The organism is Variovorax sp. FG153 (genome assembly GCF_057809595.1).
Map to the genome: position 1 here is coordinate 95,459 of NZ_JBMDKG010000014.1, position 25,529 is coordinate 120,987.

Sequence of the window (25,529 nt, forward strand, 5' to 3'; positions counted from 1 at the left end):
GGAACCTCATGCCCCCGATTGTCGCCTCCGACGGATTCAGGCGTAGGCGGGACCGAGTCCCCGGCGCAGGCGAGCGCTCGCGAAGTCCACCAGCGTGACCAGCGCGAACATCGCGAGCAGCACCGTCATCGCCTGCTGCTGCTGGAAGATCGAGAGGTGGAAGTACAGCAGCTGCCCGAGCCCGCCGCCGCCCACGAAACCCAGCACCGCGGCCATGCGGATGTTCATCTCCCAGCGGTAGAGCGTGTAGGCCACCCACTGCGGCAGCACGATCGGCAGGCTGGCGTAGCTGAAGGCCGCGACCGGGCCGGCGCCCGCGAGCGTCAGCGCGTGCTCGGGCTCGCGCGGCGCGTTCTCGAGCGCCTCGGCGAACAGGCGGCCCAGCACGCCCGTGGTGTGCAGCGCCAGCGCGAGCGCGCCTGCGAAGGGCCCGATGCCCGCGGCCAGCACCATCAGCGCGGCCCAGACCAGCTCGGGCACGCTGCGCAGCAGGTTGAGGACGAAGCGCGCGGTGTGGCGCGGCAGCCAGCCGGCGCGGCCCGATGCGGGCAGCGCGAGCAGGGCGCCCGCCAGCGCCGCGAGCACCGTGCCGAGCGCCGACACCGCGAGCGTCTGCAGCGCGCCATGGCCGACCTTGGCGAGGAAGCCGCCCGAGAGGTCGGGCGGGAAGAACTCGGCGATGAACTTGCCCATGAGGGCGAGCGACTCGGCCGAGCCCAGCGCGCGGTAATCGATGCCGAGGTAGACGAAGCTCGCGACCACCGCCGCCGCGATCAGCAGCAGCGCGATCCGGCAGCGCACGCAGGGCGGAGGACGTGGCGGCAGGTTCATGCCAGCAGCCTGCGCAGCGCGTTGCTCATCGCGTCCGCCAGCAGCACCAGCAGCAGGAACACCAGCAGGATGCTGCTGGCCTCGCCGCCGTTGAGCATCTTCATCGACTGGTCCATCAGCTGGCCCAGCCCGCCCGCGCCGACGAAGCCCATCACCACCGAGGCGCGCACCGCGCACTCCCAGCGGTACACGGTGTAGGAGGCCAGCTCCTGCGCCGTGTGCGGCAAGAGGCCATAGCACAGGGCCGCGAGCCGGCCGCTGCCGGCCTCGAGCAGCGCGCGCGCGGGGCGGGTGTCGGTCGATTCGAGGATCTCGGCGTAGACCTTGCCGAGCATGCCGCCGTAGGTGATGGCCAGCGCCAGCACGCCGGCCGCGGGACCGAGGCCCAGCGCGCGCACGAACAGCAGCGCCCAGACGATCTCGGGGATCGCGCGCAGCACCATCAGCAGCCAGCGCGCCGCCTGCCGCACGATGCCCGCGCGCACGCGGCCCGGCCCGGGGCCGATGCGCGAGATCGACAGTGCGCGCGTGGTCACGAAGGCCAGCGGCGCGCCGATCAGCAGCGCGAGCGCGGTGCCGGCCGTGGCCATGGCCAGCGTCTCGAGCGTGGCCTTGGCGAGCAGCGCGAGAAAGGCGGGCGAGCCGTCGGGCGGAAGGAAGCCCGCGAGGAAGCCGCCGATGACCGCGAGGTTGCCGCTGCCGAACAGCGCCCACGGCTTGAACTCGGCCAGCGTCAGCATCGGCCAGGCGACGACCAGCGCGGCGAGCCCGAAGCCGAGCCGGCGCCGCGCCTGCGGATCGCGGTGGACGGCGCTCGCAATCAAGCGCAGCCCGGCCGCTGGAAGGCCGCCTCGGCCGCCACGGGTTGCGGCGCGCGCTGAAGTGCCACGCCGCCCTCGCTGGCATAGAGCGCGTCGAGCAGCGCGGGCGTGAGCTCGGCGGTCGGCAGGTCGAACATCAGCTGGCCGTTGCGCATGCCGACCACGCGCGGAAACCAGCGCAGCGCCAGGTCCACCGCATGCAGCGAGGCGACCAGCGTGGCGCCCGTGCTTTCGCTCTGCGCGACCAGCTGGCCCACGGCGGCATCGGCCAGCGTGGGGTCGAGCGCGGAGACCGGCTCGTCGGCCAGCAGCAGCGCCGGCCGCTGGTAGAGCGCGCGCGCGATGCCCACGCGCTGCAGCTGCCCGCCCGAGAGCCGGTCGCAGCGCTCGAACAGGCGGTCCTCGAGCGACAGGCGCGCCAGCACCTCGTGCGCGCCGGCCATGTCGGAAGGATGGAACAGCGAGGCCAGCGCGCGCCAGCTCGACCACTGGCCCAGCCGGCCCGCGAGCACGGCCGTGACCACGCGCAGCCGCGGCGCGATCGGCGGCGCCTGGTGCACGGTGGCGATGCGCGCGCGCAATTTCTTGAGCGCACCGGCCGGCAACTGCCAGGGCCGCGCGTCGAGCGTTCGCACCTCGCCTTCGCCGGGTCGCAGCGCGGCCCCGAGCACGCGTAGCAGCGTGGTCTTGCCCGCGCCCGAGGGCCCGATGACCGCGAGGCGTTCGCCGTCGCGCGCCGCGAGCTTCACCCCGGCCAGCGCGCGCTGGCCGTTGGGGTGCACCACGCCCACGCCGTCGAGCGAGAAACCCATGCGCGCTTTCTCTAGCTTGTGCTTACTTGATCAGGCCGGCCGACTTGCCCGCCGTCTCGATGCCGTCGTAGTTCGACGACTTGGTCGGGATGAACTTGCTCGCGCGCTGCAGCGCCATGATCTCCTTGTGCGCCGGGTTGGCCGGATCGAGCTTGAGGAAGGCGTCGGTGAGCTTCTTCGTGAGCGCCGGGTCGAGGCCCGGACGCACGGTCCAGTTGTAGTCGTAGTAGGTCGGCGTGGTGGCCAGCACGCGCACCTTGACGGCGTTGGGGTTCTTGGCCTCCACCAGCTTGTCCCACACCGAGGCGTTGAGCACGCCGGCCTCGGCGCGCGAGGCGGCCACGAAGGCCACGGTGGCATCGTGCGCGCCCGAGAACGCGACCGTCTTGAAGTCCTTCTCGGGGTTGATGCCGGCCTGCAGCAGGAAGTAGCGCGGCATCAGGCTGCCCGAGGTGGAGGAGGGCGCGCCGAACGCGAAGGTCTTGCCCTTGAGGTCCGCGAGCGTCTTCGCGCCGCTGTCCAGCGGCACGATGAACTTGCTGGTGAAGACCTCGTCCTCGGCGCGCTGCACGATCGGTACGGCGCCGCCGTTGGTGCGGATGCGCGCCTGCACGAAGGTGAAGCCGCCGAGCCAGGCGAGGTCGATCTTGTGGGTGGCCAGGCCCTCGACCACGGCGGCGTAGTCGGTCACGGGCGTGAACTGCACGTCCATGCCGGTTTCCTTCTTGAGGTAGTCGCCCAGCGGCGTGAATTTGCGCTGCAGTTCGGTCGGCGCCTCGTCGGGAATGGCCGAGACGCGCAGCACGCCCTGGGCGAAGGCGCCGAGGCTGGCGGCGGAGAAGGCCAGGGCAAGGGCCAGTCGTGTGAGTGTCTTTTTCATGGATGCGCCTTGGCGGCTTGCGGTTTTGGAAAGGTCGGGATTGTAGAAAGCGGGCCCGATTCGATAATCGGCCCATGAACCCGACTCTCATGAATCCGCTCGCGCCGCTGCGCCTCACGAGTTTTTCGCACGGCGGCGGCTGCGGCTGCAAGATCGCGCCGGGCGTGCTCTCGCAGATCCTGAAGAACCATGGCGGCGGCCTGATCCCGCCCGAGCTCATGGTGGGCATCGAGACCGCCGACGACGCGGCCGTCTATAGGCTCAACGACGAGCAGGCGCTGATCGCCACCACCGATTTCTTCATGCCGATCGTGGACGACCCCTACGAGTTCGGCCGCATCGCCGCCACCAATGCCATCAGCGACGTCTACGCCATGGGCGGGCGGCCGATCATGGCGCTGGCCATCCTCGCGATGCCGATCAACCAGCTGCCGGTGGAGGTCATCGCCGAGATCGTGCGCGGCGGGCAGGACGTGTGCCGCGCCGCCGGCATCCCGATCGCGGGCGGCCACACCATCGATTCGGTCGAGCCGATCTACGGGCTCGTCGCCATGGGCCTGGTGCATCCGAAGCGCGTGCGGCGCAATGCCGACGCGAAGGCGGGCGACGTGCTGGTGCTGGGCAAGCCGCTGGGCGTCGGCGTGCTGTCGGCCGCGCTCAAGAAGGAGCAGCTGTCCGAGACCGGCTACCGCCAGCTGATCGAGAACACGACGAAGCTCAACACGCCCGGCATCGCGCTCTCGGCGCTCGAGGGCGTGCATGCGCTGACCGACGTCACCGGCTTCGGCCTCGCGGGCCATGCGCTCGAGCTCGCGCGCGGCGCGAAGCTCTCGGCCGTCGTCGAATGGTCGAAGGTGCCGCTGCTCGACCGCGTCGAGGCCATGGCCGCCGAGGGCTTCGTCACCGGTGCCTCGGGCCGCAACTGGGCCGGCTACGGCGCCGAGGTCGAACTCGCCGCCGGCCTGCCGCCGACCGCGCAGGCGCTGCTCAGCGATCCGCAGACCTCGGGCGGCCTGCTCGTGAGCTGCGCGCCGGAGGCCGTCGATGCCGTGCTGAAGGTGTTCGGCGACGAGGGCTTCGACCGCGCCGCCGTCATCGGCCGCGTGGAAGCGAACGGCCCATCGCTGCGCGTCGTCCCCTGACCATACAGTTGCCCATCGTCCAAGCTTTTGGTGGGCAGTCGCCGTAGCGAGCGGTTCGAGGTTGCGCCGAGAAGCGCAGACGTACTCAGGTACGTCGAGCATCGCAGGTGCAAGATCGAATCGCGCAGCAGGCGAATGCCCGCCAAAAGGCGGAAGGGGGAAGGAGTCGAACCTTCCAAGCGACGACTGGCGCCACCCACCGGGTTTGAAGCCCGGCCGCCCCACCAGGGACGATCCCCTCCCATGCGCACGGCCCTTCAAGGCCGTGCCTCGAACAGCACCGTGTCGGGCCGCAGCAGGTGCGTGTCCTTCACGCGCCGCGTGAAGCCGACCCGGTCGAAGAACTCCAGCAGCTGGATCGCGCGCTTGCGGCCCAGCCCGGTCGCGTCCCGGAAACTCGCGGCCTGCAGGCCCTCGGGCCCCCGCAGGCAATCGCGCGCGATCGCCGCCAGGCGTTCGACCGTCGCCTGCGGATAGTACAAGTCCTTGACCACCTGGAAGGCCTCGCCGCGCCGCGCGAGGCTCGCGAGCGTCTGCCGCACCACGGCCTCGCTCGCGCCGCAGTCCTTGGCGAGGTCGCGCACCCAGGGCGGATCGAAGCCGCCGTCGGCCAGTTTCGGCAGCAGCTTCTGCGCGAGCTTCTGCTCGGCCTCGCCGAGCCGCGCCGCATGGTCGGGGCGGTGCAGCCAGGTGCCGCTGCGCACCAGCGCGCCGCGCGCCACCAGCGACTCGACCGCATGCCGCCACAGCGCGTCGCCGGTGCGCGGGCCGGCCAGGCGCTTGAGGCGGCGCGCGTCGGGGCCGACCTCGTCGGGCGCGTCGCTGTGGAAGTCGTCGAGCCGCGCCACGATCCGGGCCTCGAGCGCTTCGAGTTGCGCGCGCGCGATGGCGGTGCCGGCGACGCGCTGCGCATCGCCGGGCAGCGGCAGCGCGGCCTCGTCGGCCAGCGAGAGGGCGCGCGCCACCTGCGCGGTGTCGAGGCCCAGCGGTGCATGGCGCAGCAGGGCCGCGATGCGCTCGTCGCGCGCTGCGAGGCGCCAGGCCGCGAGCGTGTCCAGCCGCTCGGGCGTGCGCCGGTAGCGCACCGGCGCGAAGGGATCGAGCACACGCGCGCCGGCCATGGTGCGCGTGGCCGAGGCATCGCGCAGTACGCCGCGGTCGCCGTGCCAGGCGGCGATCTTCTCGCGCAGCACCAGTTGCGCGAGCGCGGTTTCGCCGGGCTGCAGCAGCTCGCGGTCGAGCAGCGCGAGCGAGGCCATGGTGTCGCTCGCGCCCAGGTGCGCATGCACCGTGGTGCCCGAGCGCAGCGCCTTGGCCTCGCCGGGCCACAGGCTCAGTTCGATGTCGATGCGGTCGGTGGCCAGCGCGATCGAGGGCGTGCAGATCCACTCGCCGCGATGCACCTCGTCCCTGGCCACGCCCGCGAGCGCGAGCGCGCAGCGCTGGCCCGCCTGCGCGTGCTCGGCCTGCCGGTTCTGCGCATGGATGCCGCGCACGCGTACCGCGCGGTCGCCGGGCGCGATGCGCAGCTCGTCGCCCACGCGCACCTCGCCGCTGAAGGCGGTGCCGGTCACCACCGTGCCGACGCCCGCGAGCGTGAAGGCGCGGTCGACCGCGAGGCGGAAGGCCAGGCCGGGCTCGCGCGCGCGCTCGTCGCGCGCCACGGCCACGAGCCGCGCGCGCAGCGCCTCGATGCCCTCGCCCGTGACGGCCGAGACCGCGAACAGCGGTGCGCCCGCGAGCGGCGTCGGCGCCAGCAGGGCCTCGACCTCGGCACCCACCTCGGCCAGCCGCGCCGCGCGCTGCGCGGGGTCGATGCGGTCGATCTTGGTGATCGCCACCGTGGCGCCGCGCACGCCGAGCAGCGCCACCACCGCGAGGTGCTCGCGCGTCTGCGGCATCACGCCGTCGTCGGCCGCCACCACCAGCAGCGCATGCTCGATGCCGGTGGCACCGGCCAGCATGGTGTGCAGCAGGCGCTCGTGGCCCGGCACGTCGACGAAGCCCAGCGACACGCCCTCGGGCGCGTGCAGGTAGGCATAGCCGAGCTCGATCGAGATGCCGCGGCGTTTCTCCTCGGGCAGCCGGTCGGTGTCGACGCCGGTCAGCGCGCGCACCAGCGAGGTCTTGCCGTGGTCGATGTGGCCTGCGGTTCCGATGATCATGGCGCGAGCATCACATGAAATTGCGCGTGTGCAGTTCGGACAGCCGCTCGGCCTCTTCGCGCGCGAAGCCCAGCCGCGCGAGGCGCGCGCGCCGGCCCGCCGCCATGTCGCGCTGCAGCTGCTGCACGGCCGCGTGGCCGTGTGCGATGGCGGCCGGCGACAGCGCGCCCGCGGCCAGCAGCACCAGCGCGTCGAACACCTCCTCGTTGAGGCCCGCGGTGGCCGCCAGCGCGTCGTAGCGCAACTCGATCGCATTGCGCAGCCGGGCCTGGAACTCGGGCTGCACCGACAGCCGGTACTCGAGGTGCGCCATGCCGAAGGCCACGTGGCGCGCCTCGTCGCGCGCGGCGAGCCGCGCGATCTGCCGCGTCACCGGGTCGGGCGCATGCGCCTGCAGGAAGTTGAGCAGGTTGACGAAGCTGCCCTCGCCGAGCACGGCCAGCAGGAAGGTGGCGATCGAGAAGTCGGGCGCCTCGAACAGCGTGCGCAACGAGGCCTGGCCGCCGGCCGTCGACAGCGCGGGCTCGTGGCCGCGCAGCGTGGCGCGCCGCGTGAAGACCTCGATGTGCCGCGCCTCGTCGGCGCACTGCAGCGCCAGCAGCTGCAACACCTCGCGGAAGTGCGGATGGATCTGGCCCAGGTGGCGCGCGGGCACCAGCAGCGCGGCGTTCTCGTTCTCGATCAGGTAGGTCATCACCTGCACCACCGCGGCCTCGATGGCCGGCGGCAGTTCGAACGGCGCCGCCCAGTCGATGGCGGTGGCCGGGTCCCACTGGGCCGCCGCGGCCTGCGCGTAGAGCTCGCCCGCGGTGGCGGCCCAGAGCTCGTGGCGCTGGTGCAGCGAGAAGAAGAAATCGGGGCTGCCGGCCTCGACCGTCGCGCCGCGCGCGGCCAGTCCCCAGCTCGGCAGAGCCTCGGCCTCGGTGTCGCCGCGTGCATGGCCGGTGGGCTGCGCGCCGCGCCAGCGGCCCTCGGCATGCGGGCCGCGCGTGATGCGGGCGAGCGTCATGCCCTGGTCGTCCTGCTCGAAGCGCAGCGGATGGCCCTGGCCGCGGCACCAGGCCTCCAGGTGCAGCTCCCAGGCCGGCGCCGTGCCGCGCACGTGCAGCTCGCCGCCCACGGGCCGCTCGGCCAGCGCGCGGCGGATGAGCAGCAGGGCGCCCTGGTCGAGGCCCAGCGACTCAATATCGATAGCCGGTGGCGGTGATGCGGCCATCGCCGTCGTAGAAACGCTCGTCGTCGACCGCGCGCTCGAGCAGCGCATAGCCGCTGGTGCGGCCCGCGCGCCATTCGCGCAGGCCCTCGAGCTCGAGCAGCGGGCGCACCTGCGGGTCGTCCCAGCGCATCGCCATCAGCAGCGACACGAAGCGCTCGATGAGCGCGGCGGGCGCATCGGGACTGGTGGTGAAGTTGCAGTGGTCGTAGGCGCCGGTGCGCGCCAGCACGCGCGTGCTGCCCGCGGGCAGGGTGCCGTCGAGGCCGAAGGCCAGCAGGTTGCCGTCGATCAGGCAGCAGGCGTCGATCTCGCCGGCGCGCAGCGCCACGGCCGCGTCGCGTTCGCCGCCGATGTGGTCGCCATGCTTGCCGCCGAGCACGTCGAACAGGCGAGCCTGGAAGTCGCGCGATTGCACCAGGCCCGCGCCGCGCAGGTGGTCGAGCGGAATCAGCGTGGCCTGCGGCGAATCGGCCGCGCCGAAGCCGATGGTCTTGCCGCGCAGCTGGTCGAGCGACTGCACCGGGCTGTCGGCGCGCACCACGATGGCCGAGCGCAGGTCGCAGTCGGTGTCGCGCATGGCCACGGCGTGCACCTGCCGGCCGCGCGCGCGCGCGATGCGATCGGCGCGCACCCAGGCCAGCGGCGAGTTCCAGGCCAGGTGGATGCTGCCGTCGAACTGCGCCTCGACCTGGCGCTCGTAGTTCGAATAAAGCACGTAGTCGAAGGCCAGGCCGTGCTGCGCGAAGAAGGCCTTGAAGCCTTCCCAGATGGTGACGACCTTGGGCGCGTAGGCCACGGCGCCCATGATCAGCGTCGGTTCGGACACGGGCGCCTCCTCAGAACAGCGGCAGGCCGGTGATGGCCTTGCCGATGAAGTCGTAGAGCACGTCGGAGGTCGGCGCCATCACGCTCGAGGCGCGCGCATCGCGGAACAGCCGTTCGATGCCCGCCTCCTTGCGGAAGGCCGCGCCGCCGCACACGCGCATCGCGGTGTCGGTCACCGTCAGCGCGGACTCGGCCGCGGCGGCCTTGACCTCGAGCACGCGCAGCATGGTGTCGGCACGGCCCGCGCCGATGGCGGCGATGGTGTCGTCGAGCAGGGCCTGCGCCATGTCGGCCTGGATGCGGGCGCGCGCGAGGTAGGCGCGGATGGTGGGCAGGTCGGCCAGCGAGCTGTCGAGGTGCACGTGCTTCGTCTGGCTCACGTGGCCGATGGCGCGCGCCAGGGCGCCGTTCATCAGGCCCACGGAGCAGGCGGCGCTGAGCACCGAGAACCAGGGCAGCACCACGCCCATCATGGTGTCGAAGCCCTTGCCGTCCTCGCCGAGGCGATCGCTCGCGGCGACGCGCACGCCCTTCGCCGCGATCGGCGTGGAGGCGTTGCCGCGCAGGCCCAGGCCGTCAAAGCGTCCGGGCTGGCTCAGCCCCTCGGCCCTGGCGCCGACCAGCCACAGCGTGCTCGCGCCCTCGGCCGCGAGCGGCTTGCTCGACCACACATAGCTGTCGGCCTCGAAGGCCGAGGTGACCCAGCTCTTGCGCGCATCGAGCAGCACGCCGTCGCCGTCGGCGCGCGCGGTGCCGGTGGGGGCCCAGAAATGGCTGCGCGAGTCGGCCTCGGAGAAGGCCAGCGTGCTCAGGTGCCGGCCCTCTGCGACGGCCTTGCGCACGGCCTCGGGGCCCTGCTGCTCGAGCACCGCGGTGGCGCAGTAGTGCATGCAGACCACCATCGCGGTGGAGGGGCAGGTCTGCGCGAGCTGCGCGACCACCTGCGCGGCCTCCTTCAGGCCCAGGCCCTGGCCGCCCACCGCGGTGGCCGAGACCAGGCCGAGCAGGCCGGCCTTGCCTAGCGCCGCGATCGCCTCGCGCGGGAACCGTGCCTCGGCATCGGTGCGGGGGGCCAGCGGCTGGAGGACTTCCTTGTCGATATCGGCGAGCGCGTCGAGCGGGTTCATCGCATTCTCCTGAGGTCGGGGTTGAGGTAAATCACTGGAGCCGCTCGCGCAGCAAAGCGAGCTGGGCCGAGAAGGGGGCGCTGTCTTCGAGGCAGCGCAGGTCGAGCAGCAGCCGGTCCTCGGCGATGCGGCCGATCACCGGCAAGGGCAGGCCGCGCAGCGCGGTGGCGAGCGCATCGAGCGCGGTGCCGAGGCCTTTCTTCGCGGTCCCGGCCGGCGCCAGCGCGAGGCCGGCCGAGGGCAGGCGTTCGACGGGCAGCGAGCCCGAGCCGATCTGCCCGAGCAGCGGCACCACCTCGACCGTGAAGCGCGGCGCCACGGCCTCGCGCACGGCGGGCAGCAGCGCCTGCGCCAGCTCGCGGATCGCATCGGCCGGGCGCGTGAGCAGCCGCAGCGTCGGCAGGTCCCTGGCGAGGCGCTCGGGCCGCAGGTAGAGCGACAGCGTGGCCTCGAGCGCGGCCAGCGGCAGCTTGCTCATGCGCAGCGCGCGCTTCATCGGGAACTTGCGGATGCGGCCCACGGCCTCCTTGCTGCCGACGATGAGCCCGGCCTGCGGGCCGCCCAACAGCTTGTCGCCCGAGAAGGTGACCACGTCGCAGCCGGCCGCGAGCATCTCCTGCGGCAGCGGCTCGCGCGGCAGGCCGTAGTGCGCGAGATCGATCAACGAGCCGCTGCCGAGGTCGGTGGCCAGCGGCACGCCGCGCGCATGGGCGATGCCGGCCAGCGTGGCCTCGTCGACCGCGGCGGTGAAGCCCTGCACCGCGTAATTGCTCGTGTGGACCTTCATCACGAGCGCGGTGCGCGCGTTGATGGCGCGCTCGTAGTCCTGCGGATGGGTGCGGTTGGTGGTGCCGACCTCGACCATCTGCGCGCCCGCGCTGGCCATTACGTCGGGCATGCGGAAGGCGCCGCCGATCTCGACCAGCTCGCCGCGCGAGACGATCACCTCGCGCTCGCGCGCCAGCGCCGCGATGGTCAGCAGCACCGCGGCCGCGTTGTTGTTGACCACGGTCGCGGCCTCGGCGCCGGTGATGGTGCGCAGCAGGTCCTCCACCAGCGAATCGCGGTCGCCGCGGCTGCCGGTGGCGAGGTCGTACTCGAGGTTGTTGGGCGAGGTCATGACCTCGAGCAGCCGCTGCAGCGCCGCATCGGCCAGCAGCGCGCGGCCCAGGTTGGTGTGGATGACGGTGCCGGTGAGGTTGAGCACGCTGCGCATGCGCGGCGCGAGGCGTTGCGCGATGCGCCGCGCGAGCGTGGTGTCGAGCGCGCCGGCCTGCACCTCGGCGGCGGGCAACTGGCCGGCCAGGGCGCGTGCGCGCAAGGCATCGAGCAAGGCGCGAGCCTCGCCAGCCACCAGCGTGTGGCCATGCTCGGCCACGAGGGCTTGCGCGGCGGGAGCGCGCAGCAGTCGATCGACAGAAGGCAGATCCTGGGGCCTTGCCGTCGAGCCGTGGACCACGGACTCTTCGGGCGCTGCCATCAGCCGCCTCCGCCGTCGTCGGGGATTTCAGGGTCGCCGAACAGCAGCATCAGGTTGTGGCCGCTGCGCTGGTGACCGTTCTCCGACACCAGCAGGTCGAGCGTGACGCTCGCGAGGTCGTCGGCCACCGGTTCGACTTCAGGGTCTTTTTCCATCGCGATCTGCTTGAGGTAGTGGCCGCAGGTGTCGCAGCACTCGGCCTTGACCGCGCCCTCGCGCGCGCCGGTGGCGGGCAGTGCAATGCCGGGCTCGGGCGTCAGCGATTCGAAGTGGATGCCCTTGGTGCTCTCGCAGTGTGTGCACTTGATGCGCACGTAGTGCCACTCGGTGCCGCACAGCGCGCAGTGCAGGTAGCGGAAGCCCGCCTCGTCGGCGCCGATGCGCGTGATGCTCGCGGTGGGCGCGCTGCCGCAGCAGGGGCAGAGGTTGCCGGGGTCGGTGCGGCCGAAGATGTTCTCGCCATGCCGTTGCGCCACCTGCAGCACGAGCTGTGTCCAGTAGACCTGCAGGCCGGCCGCGATCAGCGGCGCGGCCGCGAGGTCGAGGCCGAACATGATGCGGCGCGACAGCCGGTCGGCCTGCTGCTCGAGCCAGTCGTCGTCGGCCGCGACCACGCGATCGAGCGTGTCGCGCGCCGGGCCTTCGGACAGCCGCGCGCGGAACAGGCCGAGCAGGCGGCGCAGCTCGGCGCGCCAGACCGGATCGCGCGGCCAGCCGAAGGCCGGCAGCGGCGGCTTGAGCGCGCGCGACGCGGCCTCGAGCGCCTCGGCCTCGGGCAGCGCGACCGGCGCGTGGTCCTGCAGCACCTGGTGCTGGGCCTGCGCGAGGTCGGCGATGAAGATCAGGTACTCGCGCATCGGGTGCGAGGCCGCGAGCTGGCGCAGCCGCAGCTGGCGGTCGGAGAAGGCCGCGGCGCGCACCGGCAGCCGCAGGAAGGGCATCTGCCGCCCCGCCTGCATGGCGATCTGCTCGGGCTCGAGGACGCGCGTGGTGCGGATCGGTGGGCTGCTGCTCATCCGGACGACTCTACAGCGAATCGCCCGGATCGCAATGCAGGGTGGATGCTCATTCGCCGCGCGTCATCTTGCGATGCCACAGCGGATGGTTGAGCTTGGCCCAGCCTTCGGTGACGGTGCCGCGCGTCATCGCGCGCAGGGTGCCCTTGACCCAGATCGCGGCATAGATGTGCGTGATCACCGAGAGGATCAGCACCACGGCCGAGGCCGCGTGCACCACCACCGCGATGCGCCGCACGAGGATCGGGAAGAAGTGGACGAACCACGGGCTCCAGAACATGAAGCCCGTGACCAGCAGCAGGAGCAGGCTGATGCCGAAGGCCCAGAACACCAGCTTCTGGCCCGCGTTGTACTTGCCCACCGGCGGCATGCTCGACTTGTCGCCCTTGAGCATCTTCGGCGCGTTGGCGATCCACTCGCGGTCGCCGCGGTCGAGGATGTTCTCGCGCCACATGGTGAAGAACAGGAACGCGAAGCCCAGCACCATCAGCACGCCGAGGAAGGGATGCAGGATGCGCGTCCACGGCCCGCCGCCGAACAGGTTGGTGAGGAAGAACAGCGCCGGGTGGAAGAAGGCCAGCCCCGAGAGCGCGGCCGCGAAGAACATGATCGCCACGAACCAGTGGTTCATGCGCGTGGCATCGCGGTAGCGGCGAAGGTAGTAGCGGGTCATCGCGTCTCTCCTCGGGTCTCTACTCGGGCCGATGCCGGCGGTTCCTCGATCACCACCACCTCGTCGGGCTTGCCGTCGAGGTCGGCGTCCGGATGGTCTTCCTTGGGCTCGATCGGGCCGGTCTTCATGTAGTGGAAGAAGCTGCCGACCACGGCGCCGATCATCGCCACCATGGCGAGCGGCTTGGCCACGCCCTTCCACAGCGAGACCAGCGGGCTGATCTGCGGATCCTTCGGCAGGTTGGCGTAGAGGCCGGGCCGGTCGGCATGCTGCAGCACGTACATGACGTGCGTGCCGCCCACGCCGGCCGGGTCGTAGACGCCGGCGTTCGAGAAGCCGCGCTCCTTGAGGTCGACGATGCGCTCCGACGCGTACTCGTGCATGTCCTCCTTGGTGCCGAAGTGCAGCGCGCCCGTGGGGCAGGCCTTCACGCAGGCGGGTTCGAGGCCCACGCCCACGCGGTCGGAGCACAGCGAGCACTTGTAGGCCTTGTTGTCGACCTTGCTGATGCGCGGCACGTCGAAGGGGCAGCCGGTGACGCAGTTGCCGCAGCCCACGCAATGCTCGCTGATGAAGTCGACGATGCCGTTGGCGTACTTGACGATCGCGCCCGGCGAGGGGCACGACTTCAGGCAGCCCGGGTCGTCGCAGTGCATGCAGCCGTCCTTGCGGATCAGCCACTCGAGCTTGCCGGCCTCGGGCTCGACCTCGGAGAACTTCATCACCGTCCAGGAGGCCGGCGTGAGGTCGACCGGGTTGTCGTAGGTGCCGTGCGTGGTGCCGACCTCGTCGCGCAGGTCGTTCCACTGCATGCACGCGACCTGGCAGGCCTTGCAGCCGATGCAGGTCGACACGTCGATCAGCTTCGCCACCTGCTGGACCTGCGGGCGGTTGCGGACCTCGGGCGAGGGCGTGGTGGTGGCCGAGCGGGCGAGGATGTCTAGGGTTTGAAGAGAGGACATCGGTCAGGCCTTCTCGATGTTCACTGTGAAGGACTTGTACTCGGGCGTCTGCGTGTTCGCATCGCCCACGAACGGGGTCAGCGTGTTCACCAGATACCCGGGCTTCGCGATGCCGACGAAGCCCCAGTGGTTCGGCAGCCCCACGGTATGGACCGTGCGGCCGTCGACCTGCAGCCCGACGATGCGCTTGGTGACGACGGCCACGGCCTTGATGAAGCCGCGCTTGCTCGACACCTTGACCATGTCGCCATGGCCGATGCCCTTCTCCTTCGCGAGCTCCTCGCCGATCTCGACGAACTGCTGCGGCTGGATGATGGCCGAGGTGCGCACGTTCTTGGTCCAGTAGTGGAAGTGCTCGGTGAGCCGGTAGCTGGTGGCCACGTACGGGAAGTCCTTCGGCACGCCGAGTCGCTCGAGGTCGCCCTTGAAGATGCGCGCGGCCGGGTTGGCGCGCGCCTTCTCGTTGTTCGGGTGCAGCAGGTTGTTGACCAGCGGCGACTCGAAGGGCTCGTAGTGCTCGGGCAGCGGGCCCTCGGCCATGCCGGTGGGCGCGAACAGCCGTGCCACGCCCTCGGCCGTCATGATGAAGGGCCGCACCGCGTCGGCCTCCATCGGGTTGGCGTCGGGGCGGATGTCGGGCACGTCGGCGCCGGTCCACTGCTTGCCGTTCCAGGCGACCAGCGGCCGCTTGGCGATCCAGGGCTTGCCGGTGGCCGGGTCGGTGGAGGCACCGTTGTAGAGGATGCGCCGGTTCGCGGGCCAGGCCCAGGCCCAGTTCTGCACCATGCCGATGCCGAAGGGATCGGCGTTGTCGCGCCGCGCCATCTGGTTGCCGGCCTGGGTCCAGGCGCCCGCGTAGATCCAGCAGCCGCTGGCGGTGCTGCCGTCGTCGCGCAGCAGGCCGAAGCCCGCGAGCTGCTCGCCGGCCTTGGCCGTCGGCGGCTTGGTCGGGTCCTTCGGATCGAGCAGGTCGGTCAGCGCGCGGCCGTTGTATTCCATCGCCAGTTCCTGCGCGGACGGCGAGTGCGGAATCTTGTAGGGCCAGGTCAGCTTGATGATCGGATCGGGGAAGGCGCCGCCGTCCTTGATGTAGGCCTGGCGCATGCGGTTGAAGATGCCCGCCACGATCTCGATGTCGCCCTTGGCCTCGCCCGGCGGCTCCGCGCCCTTCCAGTGCCACTGCAGCCAGCGGCTGGAGTTGGTGAGCGAGCCGTCCTCCTCCGCGAAGCAGGTGGAAGGCAGGCGGAACACCGTGGTCTGGATGTCGGCGGTCTTGACGTCGTTGAACTCGCCGAAGTTGCGCCAGAATTCGCTGGTCTCGGTCTGCAGCGGATCGATGGTGACCAGGAACTTGAGCTTCGAGAGCCCGTCGACGATCTTCTTCTTGTCGGGGAACGAGCCCACCGGGTTGAAGCCCTGGCAGATGTAGCCGTTGAGCTTGCCCTGGTTCATGAGCTCGAAGGCCTGCAGCACGTCGTAGAGCTTGTCGATCTTCGGCAGGTAGTGGAAGGCCCACTCGTTGTCGGCCGTGGCCGCGTCGCCCCACCACGATTTCTGCATGCTGACGAAGAACTTGGGGTAGTTCTGCCAGAAGCTCATCTGGTTGGGCCGCAGTGCCTTGAGCGCGCGGGTCTTGTAGTAGTCGGGCAGGTTCTGCTCGCTGTCACGCGCGAGCGACATGTAGCCCGGCAGCGAGTTCGACAGCAGCCCCAGGTCGGTCAGGCCCTGGATGTTGCTGTGGCCGCGCAGCGCGTTCATGCCGCCGCCCGGCACGCCGATGTTGCCCAGCAGCAGCTGCACGATGGCGCCGGTGCGGATCATCTGCGAGCCCTGGCTGTGCTGCGTCCAGCCCAGCGCGTACATGATGGTCATGGTGCGCGTGGGCACGCTGGTGCTCGCGATGTACTCGCAGACCTTGAGGAACTTGTCCTGCGGCGTGCCCGTGATGCGGCTCACCAGCTCGGGCGTGTAGCGCGAGTAATGCCGCTTCATCACCTGCAGCACGCAGTTCGGGTCCTGCATGCTCATGTCGACCTTGGCCATGCCGGCCTCGTCGAGCGCATAGCCCCACGACTTCGGGTCGTAGTTGCGCTTCTCGGCGTTGTAGCCGCTGAACAGGCCGTCCTCGAACTTGTAGTCGGGGCCGACGATAAAGGGCGCGTTGGTGTAGTTGCGGACGTACTCGGTCTGGATCTTGTCGTTGCTCAGCAGGTAGTTGATGACCCCGGCGAGGAAGGCGATGTCGGACCCCGCGCGCACCGGCGCGTAGTAGTCGGCCATCGCGGCCGAGCGCGTGAAGCGCGGGTCGACCACCACCAGGCGGGCCTTGTTCTGTTTCTTGGCTTCGATGACCCACTTGAAGCCGCACGGATGCGCCTCCGCGGCATTGCCGCCCATGATCAGCACGACGTCCGCGTTCTGGATGTCCTGCCAATGGTTGGTCATCGCGCCTCTGCCGAACGTCGGGGCCAGACTGGCCACCGTCGGTCCGTGTCAGACGCGTGCCTGGTTGTCGAACACCAGCATTCCGGTCGAGCGGAATGCCTTGTGCGTGATGTAGCCGGTTTCGTTGGACGAGGCCGAGGCACAGAGCATGCCGGAGCTGGTCCATCGGTTGACGGTCTTGCCGTCGGCGTTGGTGGTCTGGAAGTTGGCGTCGCGGTCGGCCTTGAGCAGCTTCGCGATGCGGTCCAGCGCCTCGCCCCAGCCGATGCGCTTCCACTCGGTGCCGCCGGGCTCGCGCACCTCGGGGTACTTCAGGCGCATCGGGCTGTGCACGAAGTCGAGCAGGCCCGCGCCCTTGGGGCACAGCGTGCCGCGATTCACGGGGTGGTCGGCATCGCCCTCGATGTGGAGGATGTCGGACACCACGTTCTTCGCCTTGTCGCCCAGGCTGTACATGATGAGCCCGCAGCCCACCGAGCAGTAGGGGCAGGTGTTGCGCGTCTCGGTGGTGCGCGCGAGCTTGAAGTTGCGGGCCTCGGCCAGCGCGGCGGTCGGCGAGAAGCCGAGCGCCGCGATGCTGGAGCCGACCAGCCCCGCGCTGCTCACGCGGAAGAATTGCCGGCGGTTCATGTCCATGACGGAACCTCCGGCGGCGCTGAAGTGGGTTGTCGTTTCATCGTGGTCTTCTTCTGTGGGGCTGGGAACGGAATGGAACTTCTTATTTGGGCGCGGCGCCGTCGCCGCCCGTCGGGGGCGGGGCACCCCCGGACGAGCCGCCACCCTGGCCGCTCATGCCGCCGATGGCCGCGCCGCCTTCGGACGGGCCCTTGTGGGCGGAGGAGGCATCGACCGCATCGCCCGACGCGGCAGGCGTGACGCCCGTGGGACTGGCACCGGAGCCGGCGCCGCCGGAGGCGGCACTCGCGCTCGGCTTGGGATCGCAGGCGGCCAGCAGAACGCCGAGCGCGAGGCACAGGGCGAGAGTGGGCAGACGCTGACATCGTGTCATCGAGACTCCTTGGGGAAAGGGGGTCCGGCGATGGATTCTTCTTGTTCCGGCCGGCCCGGACCTGGCGCCATTGCCGGTCCGTGGAGGCTGGATGTTTGTTGCATCATGCTTCAGCAACTGTCCGCGATCAAGGCCGCGGCGGGTAGGAGAGGGCCGCAATAACCCTCGGATGCGCGGCCCGCCGGGTCGCTCGGCTATCGTCGCGGCCATGAACGCCTCCCTCCGCCTGGGTTGGCGCACGCTCTGGCGCGACCTGCGCGCCGGCGAGCTGCGCCTGTTGATCGTCGCCGTGCTGCTGGCCGTGGCCGCGCTCACTGCCGTCGGCTTCTTCGCCGACCGGTTGCAGGGCGGCCTGAAGCGCGATGCGCGCCAGCTGCTGGGCGGCGACGCGGTGATCGTCAGCGACAACCCGACGCCCGAGGCTTTCGTGGCGCAGGCGCGCTCGCTGGGGCTGCAGTCCGCGGGCACCTACGGATTTCCGACCATGGCGCGGGCCGACGACGCGCAGGGCGGCGCGAGCAAGCTGGTGGCGCTGAAGGCGGTGGCCGAGGGCTATCCGCTGCGCGGCAATGTGCAGACCGCCACCGCTCTCGGCGCGCCGGGCGCGGTCACGCGCGACGTGCCGGCGCCGGGCGAGGTCTGGGTCGATGCCTCGCTGCTGGACTCGCTCGCGCTCAAGGTCGGCGACACGCTGCTCTTGGGCGACACCGGCCTGCGCGTGGGCCGCGTCATCACGCTCGAGCCCGATCGCGGCGCGGGCTTCATGAGCTTCTCGCCGCGCGTGATGCTCAACCAGGCCGACGTGCCGCGCACCGGCCTCGTGCAGCCGGCCAGCCGCGTGGGCTACCGGCTCGCGGTGGCGGGGCCCGATGCGGCGGTGAAGCGCTTCGTCGACTGGTCCGAGGCGCAGATCAAGAAAGGCGAGCTGCGCGGCGTGCGGCTCGACTCCTTCGAGAGCGGCCGGCCCGAGATGCGCCAGACGCTGGACCGCGCCGAGAAATTCCTGAGCCTGGTGGCGCTGCTGGCGGCGCTGCTGTCGGCGGTGGCGGTGGCGCTGGCCGCGCGCGGCTTCGCGGCCAACCACCTCGACGACTGCGCGATGCTGCGCGTGCTGGGCCAGAGCCAGCGCACCATCGCCTGGGCCTATGCCTTCGAGTTCGCGGTGGTCGGGCTGGTGGCCAGCGCGCTCGGCGTGGCGATCGGCTTCGGCGTGCACTACGTGTTCGTGCTGCTGCTGGCGGGCCTGGTCGAGACCGCGCTGCCCTCGGCCACGCTGTGGCCCGCGGCCTTCGGCCTGGGCATGGGTCTCACGCTGCTGTTCGCCTTCGGGCTGCCGCCGGTGCTGCAGCTCGCGCGCGTGCCGCCGCTGCGCGTGATCCGGCGCGACGTGGGCGGGCTCAAGCCGGCTTCGCTGGCGGTGCTGGGCATCGGCGTGGCGGGCTTCGCGGCGCTGCTGATGGCGGCCAGCAGCGACATCAAGCTGGGCCTGATCGCGGTCGGCGGCTTCGCGGGCGCGGTGGCGGTGTTCGCGCTCTTGAGCTGGCTCGCGGTCAAGCTGCTGCGGCGCAGCGTCAACGAGACCACGGCGCCGCGCTGGCTGGTGCTGGCCACGCGCCAGATCTCGGCGCGGCCGGCCTATGCGGTGGTGCAGGTCAGCGCGCTCGCGGTCGGTCTGCTGGCGCTGGTGCTGCTGGTGCTGCTGCGCACCGACCTGGTGGCGAGCTGGCGCAAGGCCACGCCGCCCGATGCGCCCAACCGCTTCGTCATCAACGTGATGCCCGACCAGAGCGAGGCCTTCCAGAAGGCGCTGCGCGGCGGCGGCGTCGACAAGTTCGACTGGTACCCGATGATCCGCGGCCGCCTGATTGCGATCAACGACAAGCCCGTGACGCCCGACGACTACACCGAGGACCGCGCCAAGCGGCTGGTGGACCGCGAGTTCAACCTCAGCAACAGCGCCGAGGCGCCCGCGCACAACAGCATCGTGGCCGGCCGCTGGACGCCCGGCGCGCAGGGCGAGGTGAGCGTGGAGGAGGGCCTGGCCGAGACCCTGGGCCTGAAGCTCGGCGACAGCCTGCGCTTCGACATCGGCGGCATGCAGAACGACGCGCGCATCACCTCGCTGCGCAAGGTCGACTGGGGCTCGCTGCACGCCAACTTCTTCGTGATGTACACGGTGCCCACGCTGGCCGACGTGCCCACCACCTACATGGGCGCCTTCCGCGCACCCGAGACCCGGGGCTTCGACAACGCGCTGGTGCGCGCCTTCCCGAACGTGACCAACGTCGACATGAGCGCCACCATCAACCAGGTGCAGACGGTGCTCGACCAGGTGATCCGCGCGGTCGAATTCCTGTTCGGCTTCACGCTCGCGGCCGGGTTGGTGGTGTTGTTCGCGGCCGTCACCGCCACGCGCGAGGAGCGCGCGCGCGAATTCGCCGTGATGCGCGCGGTGGGCGCGCGCGCCAGCCTGCTGCGCCAGGTGCAGCGCGCCGAGCTCGCGGGCGTGGGCTTGCTCGCGGGCTTCCTCGCGAGCATCGTGGCCTCGGTGATCGGCTGGGGCCTGGCGCGCTTCGTGTTCGAGTTCACCTGGACCGCCTCGCCGATCGTGCCGGTGGCCGGCGCGCTCGCCGGGGCCGTGCTCGCGCTGGGCGCGGGCTGGTGGGGGCTGCGCGAGGTGCTGCGCCGGCCCGTGGTCGACACGCTGCGGCGCGCGGCGGAATGAGCTGAGCCGCAAGCAAGGCATCGCGCGCCGATTTTTTTCGCGCGCCGATCGGAAAGGGGCCGGGAGTGCACTACATTCCCCGGCCCTGCTTTTTTGTGAATCGACTTTCCCGCATGCGCCTGGCGTCCTTCCAGATCACCCACTTTCGCTCGATCAACGACAGCGGTCCCATCGAACTCTCCCGGATCACCACGATCCTCGGCCGCAACGACACCGGCAAATCCAACCTGCTGCGCGCGCTGCACAGCCTGAACCCGGCCGAGGGGCCGGTGAGCGCGCTGAGCCCGATCAAGAACTTTCCGCGCCATCGCCGCCTGAGCGAATGCACGGCCGACACGCCCGTGGTCCACACGCGCTGGCGCCTCGAGCCGCAGGAGCAGGCCGAGCTGGTGCGCCTGCTGCCGCGCGCGTCCGGTGTGAGCCACGTGACCGCGGGCCGCGGCTATGGCCCGGCGCGCTGGGCCGGCCTCGAGGGCCTGGGCGACCTGTCGATCGATGTCGGCGATGCCAAGGGCAAGATCCGCAAGATCGTGCCGGCCGTGAAGGCCGCGGCCGAGAAGCTGGCCGACGAACTGCGCGCGCCGCTCGAGCAGGCGGCCGATGCCTTCGATGGCGCGATGATCCTCAACCCCGACCTGCTCAAGTGGTCCGAGGGCGCGCAGCTCGCCCTGGCCGCGCTGCGCCAGGCATTGGCCGCGGCCGGTGCCGAGCTGGCCGACAAGCCCGCGCAGATGGTGACCGAGCTCGAGGAGCTGTCGCTGTCGATCGTCAGCGACGGGCCCGCGCTCGCGCGCGCCAAGGACTGGATCCTCGCGCGGCTGCCGCGCTTCGTGTTCGTCGACGAGTACCCCGCGCTGCAGGGCCGCCAGAACATCGCCGACTACCTCTCGAGCGAGGCGCGCGACCACCTCTCGAGCGCGCAGCGCAGCTTCGGCACCCTGTGCCGCGCCGCCGGCCTCGACCCGCGCGAGCTGCATGCGCTGCACGAACGCGGCGACCAGGCCACGCGCAACCAGCTCGTGAACCGCGCGGGCGCGGCGATGACCGCCGAGATCCGCCGGCTGTGGAAGGACCGGCCGCTCAAGGTGCGCTTCAACCTCGACGGCGAGGAGTTCGACACGCTGGTGTCCGACCCGGGCGGCGCCTACGAGGTCGAGGTCGGTCTCGACGAGCGCAGCCGTGGCTTCCAGTGGTTCTTCGCGTTCCACGTGGCCTTCTTCGCGGGCTTGCGCGGCGAGGCCGGCGAGCAGGGTGATGGCGGCATCGTGCTGCTGCTCGACGAGCCCGGCCTGCACCTGCATCCGCGCTCGCAGGCCGACCTGCTCGCGCACTTCGAGCAGGACTTCGCGCAGCAGATCGTCTACACCACGCACTCGCCCTTCATGGTGCCGGCCGGCGACAAGGCCTCGGTGCGGATCGCGCAGCTCGAGGGCGGCGCGGGCACCACGCTGAGCAGCCGCGAGCTGGCGGCGATCGGCGGCAACGCGCGGATCGGCGCGCTGTTCGACCTGGCGCAGGAGCCGTCGGCTGCGTCAGCCGAACCGGCCGCAGTGGCCGAAGCGGCAGTGGCCGCCGTGGCCGCCTGAGTCAGTCGCGCCTGTCGCCTTCGTCGGTCGGCGGCGGAAACATCCGCTCGACCGCGAAGTCCACGAAGGCCCGCACCTTCGGCGACAGCTGCCGGCTCGACGGCCATAGCGCCGAGAACTGGCCGCGGTGCGTGACGTGGGGCACGAGCACGCGCTGCAGCTCGCCGCGCGCCAGCGCATCGCGCGCGAGGAAGTCGGGCATGAAGGCGATGCCGAGCCCGGCGATGGCGGCGCCGAGCATGGCCTCCATGTTGTTGCACAGCATCGTGCAGGGCAGCCGCTCGGGCAGGCCCGGCAGGGTCCAGTCCTCGATGCGCGTGCCGGTGACGAACTTGTAGCGCAGGCAGGCATGGCCGGCGAGGTCGGCCGGCTGCTGCGGCACGCCATGGCGCGCGAGGTAGGCCGGCGCGGCCACCAGCAGGAAGCGGAACGGCCCGAGCCCGCGCGCCACCAGCCGCGAATCGACCAGCTCGCCGCTGCGGATCGCCACGTCCACGCCCTCGGCGATCACGTCGACCAGCCGGTCGTTGAAGTCGAGGTCGAGCTCGATCTGCGGATAGCGGGCCTGGAAGTCCGGCAGCATCGGCAGCAGGAAGCGGTAGCCGATGGTCGGCAGGCTCACGCGCAGCCGGCCGCGCGGCTGGGCCACGGCGTCCTGCATCATCGCGCGCGCATCGTCGAGCTCGTCGAGGATGCGGCGGCAGCGCTCGTGGAACATCGCGCCTTCCTGCGTGAGCCGCACCTGGCGCGTGGTGCGGTTGAACAGCCGCAGGCCCAGCTGCTGCTCGAGCCGCGCCACGTTCTTGCCGACCGCCGAGGCGGAGATGCCGAGCAGCCGCCCCGCCTTGGCGAAGCTCAGCAGGTCGGCCGCCCGCACGAAGGATTCGAGGCCGCTGAAACTGTCCATCGATTGGCAACCTCAGGTTGGGAGTGAGTGGAATTGTGCCTCCATTCTCTTTGCATTCAATCATTTTTATCTTCTCTTCACGCCGATGAGGGCGTCGGCCGGGCTTCAGGGCCGGCGCCGCGCGGCCCTGTCTTCGGTCTTGCGTGAAGGGTGTCCATGTCTTCTTCTTTTCCGTCTTCGTCTTCCCCGGCGCCACGCCCGTACTGGCTGCTCGCCGCCGTCTGCCTGGCCGCGATCGGCATGCCGCTGAGCTTCACCGGCCCGGCCGTCGCGCTGCCCGCCATCCATGCCGCGCTGGGCGGCAGCCCGGTTCAGCTCAACTGGGTCACCAATGCCTTCATGCTGAGCTTCGGCGGCACGCTGATGGCGGCCGGCGCGTTGGCCGATGCCTGCGGGCGCAAGCGCGTGTTCGTGCTCGGGCTGCTGCTGATCCTGCTGGGCAGCCTGTTCGCGGTGTGCGCGCCGGGCATCGTGTGGTTCGACCTCGCGCGCGCCGCGCAGGGGCTCGGTGCGGCCGCGGCCTTCGCCGCCGGCACCGCCGCGCTGGCGCAGGTCTTCGACGGTGCGGCGCGCACGCGCGCCTTCAGCCTGATCGGCACCTCGTTCGGCGCCGGCCTCGCCTCGGGCGCGCTGCTCGCGGGCTGGCTCGGCGAGCGCTTCGGCTGGCAGGCCGTGATGTGGAGCCCCGCGCTCGTGAGCCTCGCGGCGCTGGCGATCGCCGCGGCGTGCATGCGCGAGTCGCGCAACCCGCAGGCCGTGGGCCTCGACGTGCCCGGCACCCTGAGCTTCACGGGCGCGCTGAGCCTGCTGACCCTGGGCGTGCTGCAGGCGCCCGACAGCGGCTGGGGCAGCCCCTGGGTGATGGGCGCGCTGGCCGGCGCCGTGCTGCTGGGTGTCGTCTTCGTCGCGATCGAGCGCCGCGTCGCGCATCCGATGCTCGACCTGACGCTGTTCCGCTATCCGCGCTTCGTCGGCGTGCAGCTGCTCGCGAGCGCGCCGGCCTACGCCTTCGTCGTGCTGCTGGTGCTGCTGCCGATCCGCTTCGTCGGCCTCGAGGGGCGCGACGTGGCCGAGACCGGCCGGCTGATGCTCGCGCTGTCGGGGCCGATCCTCGTCGTGCCGACCCTGGCCGCGTGGCTCGCGCACCGCTTCCCGGCCGGCGCCATCTCGGCCGTGGGCCTGCTGGTCTGCGCCGTGGGCCTCTATGCGCTCGGCCGCTGTGCACCGGGCGCGGCACCGCGCGAACTGCTGCTGCCCCTGCTGCTGATCGGCGGCGGCATCGGCCTGCCCTGGGGCCTGATGGACGGGCTCGCGGTCGGCGTCGTGCCGCGCGAGCGCGCGGGCATGGCCTCGGGCATCTTCAACACCGTGCGCGTGGCGGGCGAGGGCATCGCGCTCGCGCTGGTGGGGGCGGCGCTGACGGCGCTGGTGGGGGCGCGGCTGGCGCATCTGCCGGGCGTGCCGGGTGCAGCGGCCGCGTCGCAGGCCGCGCAGCAGGTCACGACCGGCGGCCTGCGGCAGCCGCTCACGCTGCTGCCGGGCCTGGACCGCGCCGCCGTGCTGCAGGTGTATGGCGACGCCTTCGCCGCGCTGCTGCTGGGGCTCGCGGCCGTGACGGTGCTGACGTCGGTGGTGGTGTTCGCGTTCCTGCGCGGCGAGGAACAGGCCCAGGGCGCCGAGGCGGCGCTGAACTGTCCGGCGTCCTGAGGGGCGCCCGCGCGTCAGTCGAGCCGGATGTTCGAGCCCTCGAGCCGGGCCTGGCCGGCGCCCAGCGGTTGCACCTTGGCGTCGTCGGCTTCCACGTTCGTGAGGTCGACCGTGCGCACGATGGTGTTGCCGAGCAGCTCCAGCGTGCCGATGCGGCTGTGCTGCAGCTCGAGGCGGCCGAACTCGTTGCCTTCGAAGCGCACATGGGCGCTGCGCAGGTAGGTGGCGTCGAGGTGGTCGATGTGGCTGTTGCGGAGGGTGAAGGTCTGGTTGACCTTGGGGGCGATGCCTTCGGCCTTGGAGCCGACCGTGCCGAAAACGAGGCCTGCCGCCTTGCTGCCTCCCTGGATCCTGACGTTGTCGATCAGCGCGTGCGCCGTGTCGGCAGAGCCGAGCCCGAAGCCGAAGTGCGACTGTCCGGACGCACTGAACTGGCTGTCCCTCACGGTGATGCTCGAACCGCCGTCGATCCATCCGCTCAAGGAGCCGCCACGCACGCGTTCGATCAGGAGATCGCCGCGCAATGCGGCGCCATTGAAGTCGAGATCGTCGAGCACCGTGTCCCGGATGGTGAAGGATTCGAGAGTCGCGGGCACCATGTTGAACGTGTTCCGCAGTCTGCAGTTCTCGATGAGGACGTGGGCGCCTTCCGGGTGGTAGGAAACATCGTCGAAGTCGCAATTCCTCGCGACCAGTTTTGCGTCGGCGCTGATGTCGAACCACTTGACGACGCAGTTCAGGAAGCTCGCCTCTCCGTAGGTTCCGATCGCGCCTTGGCGATTCCTGTCGCTGCTCGACCCGACGAAGCGGCATTTCTCGAAGACCACGTTCGTGCTGCCCGCCTGGCCTCCCCAGTTCGAGTTGCCGCTCGAGCGGCAGTTGTGGAACCTCACGTTCGTCATGACGCCGAATTCGATGACGCCGGAGAAATGGCAATTGCGGAACTCGACGTTCTCCATGGCTTCGAGCCGTATCCGATAGCCACCATCGAAGTCGCAGTCGATGAACTGCAGACGGCGCCAGGTCTGGCCATGGAACTCCGAGTCGTGGAAGGACGCGTTGCTGACCGCGAGCGTGGCATTGCCGGTTTCGCGCAGACGCAGGGCGTCGTCCTGCAGATACTGGAATGACTTCCCGAAATTCTTGATCTCTTTCTTCGTGCTCATGCGACAACCCATCAGGAGTGCGGTGGAGGTGGAG

General features: G+C 71.0%; 20 protein-coding genes and 1 tRNA gene. 4 read left to right on the forward strand and 17 right to left on the reverse strand.

Features of this window, described 5'->3' with window-relative positions; translation table 11 throughout:
• Positions 1 to 36: 36 nt before the first annotated feature.
• The 4 genes from phnE to ACODT0_RS17285 are packed head-to-tail and all read right to left on the reverse strand — an operon-like array spanning position 37 to position 3,344.
• Complete coding sequence (gene phnE / locus ACODT0_RS17270; RefSeq protein ID WP_261214882.1) at positions 37 to 831, reverse strand: phosphonate ABC transporter, permease protein PhnE; 795 nt, start codon at positions 829 to 831, stop codon at positions 37 to 39.
• Positions 828 to 1,655, reverse strand: a complete 828-nt coding sequence (locus ACODT0_RS17275) for a PhnE/PtxC family ABC transporter permease (RefSeq protein WP_489041800.1) — start codon at positions 1,653 to 1,655, stop codon at positions 828 to 830. Before ACODT0_RS17275 ends, phnE begins: the two co-directional genes overlap by 4 nt.
• On the reverse strand, positions 1,652 to 2,464 hold the full coding sequence (locus ACODT0_RS17280) for a phosphonate ABC transporter ATP-binding protein (protein WP_057592944.1): 813 nt from the start codon (positions 2,462 to 2,464) through the stop codon (positions 1,652 to 1,654). The genes ACODT0_RS17275 and ACODT0_RS17280 overlap by 4 nt, the downstream gene beginning before the upstream one ends.
• A 22-nt stretch (positions 2,465 to 2,486) precedes the next feature.
• Entirely contained in the window at positions 2,487 to 3,344 is an 858-nt protein-coding gene (locus tag ACODT0_RS17285) for a putative selenate ABC transporter substrate-binding protein (RefSeq protein ID WP_489041801.1), read from the reverse strand.
• Between the two features lie 74 nt (positions 3,345 to 3,418).
• Between ACODT0_RS17285 and selD the strand changes: the two genes are divergently transcribed.
• Positions 3,419 to 4,486: a selenide, water dikinase SelD gene (gene selD, locus ACODT0_RS17290; protein WP_413762512.1), complete on the forward strand. Its 1,068-nt coding sequence runs from the start codon at positions 3,419 to 3,421 to the stop codon at positions 4,484 to 4,486.
• 150 nt (positions 4,487 to 4,636) lie between these two features.
• On the opposite strand, the gene ACODT0_RS17295 is transcribed toward selD, so the two are convergent.
• The 11 genes from ACODT0_RS17295 to ACODT0_RS17345 form a co-directional block, all read right to left on the reverse strand.
• Positions 4,637 to 4,729: transfer RNA gene (locus tag ACODT0_RS17295), tRNA-Sec, on the reverse strand.
• A 14-nt stretch (positions 4,730 to 4,743) separates the two neighbouring features.
• Positions 4,744 to 6,651 carry a selenocysteine-specific translation elongation factor gene (selB, locus tag ACODT0_RS17300; protein WP_489041802.1) on the reverse strand — a complete coding sequence of 636 codons (1,908 nt, stop codon included), beginning with the start codon at positions 6,649 to 6,651 and terminating at the stop codon, positions 4,744 to 4,746.
• A 10-nt stretch (positions 6,652 to 6,661) separates the two neighbouring features.
• A complete protein-coding gene (locus ACODT0_RS17305; RefSeq protein WP_489041803.1) occupies positions 6,662 to 7,867 on the reverse strand; it encodes a ferritin-like domain-containing protein in 1,206 nt (401 codons plus the stop codon).
• Entirely contained in the window at positions 7,833 to 8,693 is an 861-nt protein-coding gene (locus ACODT0_RS17310) for a phosphate/phosphite/phosphonate ABC transporter substrate-binding protein (protein WP_422096061.1), read from the reverse strand. Before ACODT0_RS17310 ends, ACODT0_RS17305 begins: the two co-directional genes overlap by 35 nt.
• A gap of 10 nt (positions 8,694 to 8,703) precedes the next feature.
• Positions 8,704 to 9,819, reverse strand: a complete 1,116-nt coding sequence (locus ACODT0_RS17315; RefSeq protein ID WP_057592950.1) for an acyl-CoA dehydrogenase family protein — start codon at positions 9,817 to 9,819, stop codon at positions 8,704 to 8,706.
• A 31-nt stretch (positions 9,820 to 9,850) separates the two neighbouring features.
• Entirely contained in the window at positions 9,851 to 11,299 is a 1,449-nt protein-coding gene (gene selA / locus ACODT0_RS17320) for an L-seryl-tRNA(Sec) selenium transferase (RefSeq protein WP_489041804.1), read from the reverse strand.
• Positions 11,299 to 12,315, reverse strand: a complete 1,017-nt coding sequence (gene fdhE, locus ACODT0_RS17325; protein ID WP_057592952.1) for a formate dehydrogenase accessory protein FdhE — start codon at positions 12,313 to 12,315, stop codon at positions 11,299 to 11,301. The genes selA and fdhE overlap by 1 nt, the downstream gene beginning before the upstream one ends.
• A 49-nt stretch (positions 12,316 to 12,364) precedes the next feature.
• The gene (locus ACODT0_RS17330) at positions 12,365 to 12,988 is read right to left on the reverse strand and encodes a formate dehydrogenase subunit gamma (RefSeq protein ID WP_261214860.1); all 624 of its coding nucleotides are present in this window, start codon (positions 12,986 to 12,988) and stop codon (positions 12,365 to 12,367) included.
• Positions 12,985 to 13,950 carry a formate dehydrogenase subunit beta gene (gene fdxH, locus ACODT0_RS17335; RefSeq protein WP_489041805.1) on the reverse strand — a complete coding sequence of 322 codons (966 nt, stop codon included), beginning with the start codon at positions 13,948 to 13,950 and terminating at the stop codon, positions 12,985 to 12,987. Before fdxH ends, ACODT0_RS17330 begins: the two co-directional genes overlap by 4 nt.
• A 3-nt stretch (positions 13,951 to 13,953) precedes the next feature.
• Positions 13,954 to 17,031 carry a formate dehydrogenase-N subunit alpha gene (gene fdnG, locus ACODT0_RS17340; protein ID WP_489041806.1) on the reverse strand — a complete coding sequence of 1,026 codons (3,078 nt, stop codon included), beginning with the start codon at positions 17,029 to 17,031 and terminating at the stop codon, positions 13,954 to 13,956.
• Positions 17,032 to 17,113: 82 nt separating this feature from the next.
• Positions 17,114 to 17,404, reverse strand: a complete 291-nt coding sequence (locus tag ACODT0_RS17345; RefSeq protein ID WP_082321945.1) for a hypothetical protein — start codon at positions 17,402 to 17,404, stop codon at positions 17,114 to 17,116.
• Between the two features lie 208 nt (positions 17,405 to 17,612).
• On the opposite strand from ACODT0_RS17345, the gene ACODT0_RS17350 reads away from it, so the two are divergent.
• Together ACODT0_RS17350 and ACODT0_RS17355 are read left to right on the forward strand one after the other, a co-directional pair.
• Complete coding sequence (locus ACODT0_RS17350) at positions 17,613 to 20,129, forward strand: ABC transporter permease (protein ID WP_489041807.1); 2,517 nt, start codon at positions 17,613 to 17,615, stop codon at positions 20,127 to 20,129.
• Positions 20,130 to 20,242: 113 nt separating this feature from the next.
• Positions 20,243 to 21,715 carry an AAA family ATPase gene (locus ACODT0_RS17355; protein ID WP_489041808.1) on the forward strand — a complete coding sequence of 491 codons (1,473 nt, stop codon included), beginning with the start codon at positions 20,243 to 20,245 and terminating at the stop codon, positions 21,713 to 21,715.
• A gap of 1 nt (position 21,716) precedes the next feature.
• Here ACODT0_RS17355 and ACODT0_RS17360 read toward each other — a convergent pair whose 3' ends face one another.
• Positions 21,717 to 22,622 carry a LysR family transcriptional regulator gene (locus tag ACODT0_RS17360; protein ID WP_489041809.1) on the reverse strand — a complete coding sequence of 302 codons (906 nt, stop codon included), beginning with the start codon at positions 22,620 to 22,622 and terminating at the stop codon, positions 21,717 to 21,719.
• Between the two features lie 156 nt (positions 22,623 to 22,778).
• On the opposite strand from ACODT0_RS17360, the gene ACODT0_RS17365 reads away from it, so the two are divergent.
• Positions 22,779 to 24,329, forward strand: coding sequence for an MFS transporter (locus tag ACODT0_RS17365; protein ID WP_489041811.1), 1,551 nt, complete (start codon positions 22,779 to 22,781; stop codon positions 24,327 to 24,329).
• 14 nt (positions 24,330 to 24,343) lie between these two features.
• Here ACODT0_RS17365 and ACODT0_RS17370 read toward each other — a convergent pair whose 3' ends face one another.
• The gene (locus ACODT0_RS17370) at positions 24,344 to 25,495 is read right to left on the reverse strand and encodes a hypothetical protein (protein ID WP_489041812.1); all 1,152 of its coding nucleotides are present in this window, start codon (positions 25,493 to 25,495) and stop codon (positions 24,344 to 24,346) included.
• Positions 25,496 to 25,529 lie beyond the last annotated feature (34 nt).

Excerpts from the sequence above, each read along its gene's own strand:
- ACODT0_RS17280 (WP_057592944.1), bottom strand. The coding sequence starts at position 2,464 with ATGGGTTTCTCGCTCGACGGCGTGGGCGTGGTGCACCCCAACGGCCAG.
- phnE (WP_261214882.1), bottom strand. The coding sequence starts at position 831 with ATGAACCTGCCGCCACGTCCTCCGCCCTGCGTGCGCTGCCGGATCGCG.
- ACODT0_RS17315 (WP_057592950.1), bottom strand. The coding sequence starts at position 9,819 with ATGAACCCGCTCGACGCGCTCGCCGATATCGACAAGGAAGTCCTCCAG.
- fdxH (WP_489041805.1), bottom strand. The coding sequence starts at position 13,950 with ATGTCCTCTCTTCAAACCCTAGACATCCTCGCCCGCTCGGCCACCACC.
- ACODT0_RS17365 (WP_489041811.1), top strand. The coding sequence starts at position 22,779 with ATGTCTTCTTCTTTTCCGTCTTCGTCTTCCCCGGCGCCACGCCCGTAC.
- ACODT0_RS17305 (WP_489041803.1), bottom strand. The coding sequence starts at position 7,867 with ATGGCCGCATCACCGCCACCGGCTATCGATATTGAGTCGCTGGGCCTC.
- selD (WP_413762512.1), top strand. The coding sequence starts at position 3,419 with ATGAACCCGACTCTCATGAATCCGCTCGCGCCGCTGCGCCTCACGAGT.
- fdhE (WP_057592952.1), bottom strand. The coding sequence starts at position 12,315 with ATGAGCAGCAGCCCACCGATCCGCACCACGCGCGTCCTCGAGCCCGAG.
- ACODT0_RS17285 (WP_489041801.1), bottom strand. The coding sequence starts at position 3,344 with ATGAAAAAGACACTCACACGACTGGCCCTTGCCCTGGCCTTCTCCGCC.
- selA (WP_489041804.1), bottom strand. The coding sequence starts at position 11,299 with ATGGCAGCGCCCGAAGAGTCCGTGGTCCACGGCTCGACGGCAAGGCCC.
- ACODT0_RS17370 (WP_489041812.1), bottom strand. The coding sequence starts at position 25,495 with ATGAGCACGAAGAAAGAGATCAAGAATTTCGGGAAGTCATTCCAGTAT.
- ACODT0_RS17330 (WP_261214860.1), bottom strand. The coding sequence starts at position 12,988 with ATGACCCGCTACTACCTTCGCCGCTACCGCGATGCCACGCGCATGAAC.
- ACODT0_RS17360 (WP_489041809.1), bottom strand. The coding sequence starts at position 22,622 with ATGGACAGTTTCAGCGGCCTCGAATCCTTCGTGCGGGCGGCCGACCTG.
- selB (WP_489041802.1), bottom strand. The coding sequence starts at position 6,651 with ATGATCATCGGAACCGCAGGCCACATCGACCACGGCAAGACCTCGCTG.
- ACODT0_RS17345 (WP_082321945.1), bottom strand. The coding sequence starts at position 17,404 with ATGACACGATGTCAGCGTCTGCCCACTCTCGCCCTGTGCCTCGCGCTC.
- ACODT0_RS17355 (WP_489041808.1), top strand. The coding sequence starts at position 20,243 with ATGCGCCTGGCGTCCTTCCAGATCACCCACTTTCGCTCGATCAACGAC.
- ACODT0_RS17350 (WP_489041807.1), top strand. The coding sequence starts at position 17,613 with ATGAACGCCTCCCTCCGCCTGGGTTGGCGCACGCTCTGGCGCGACCTG.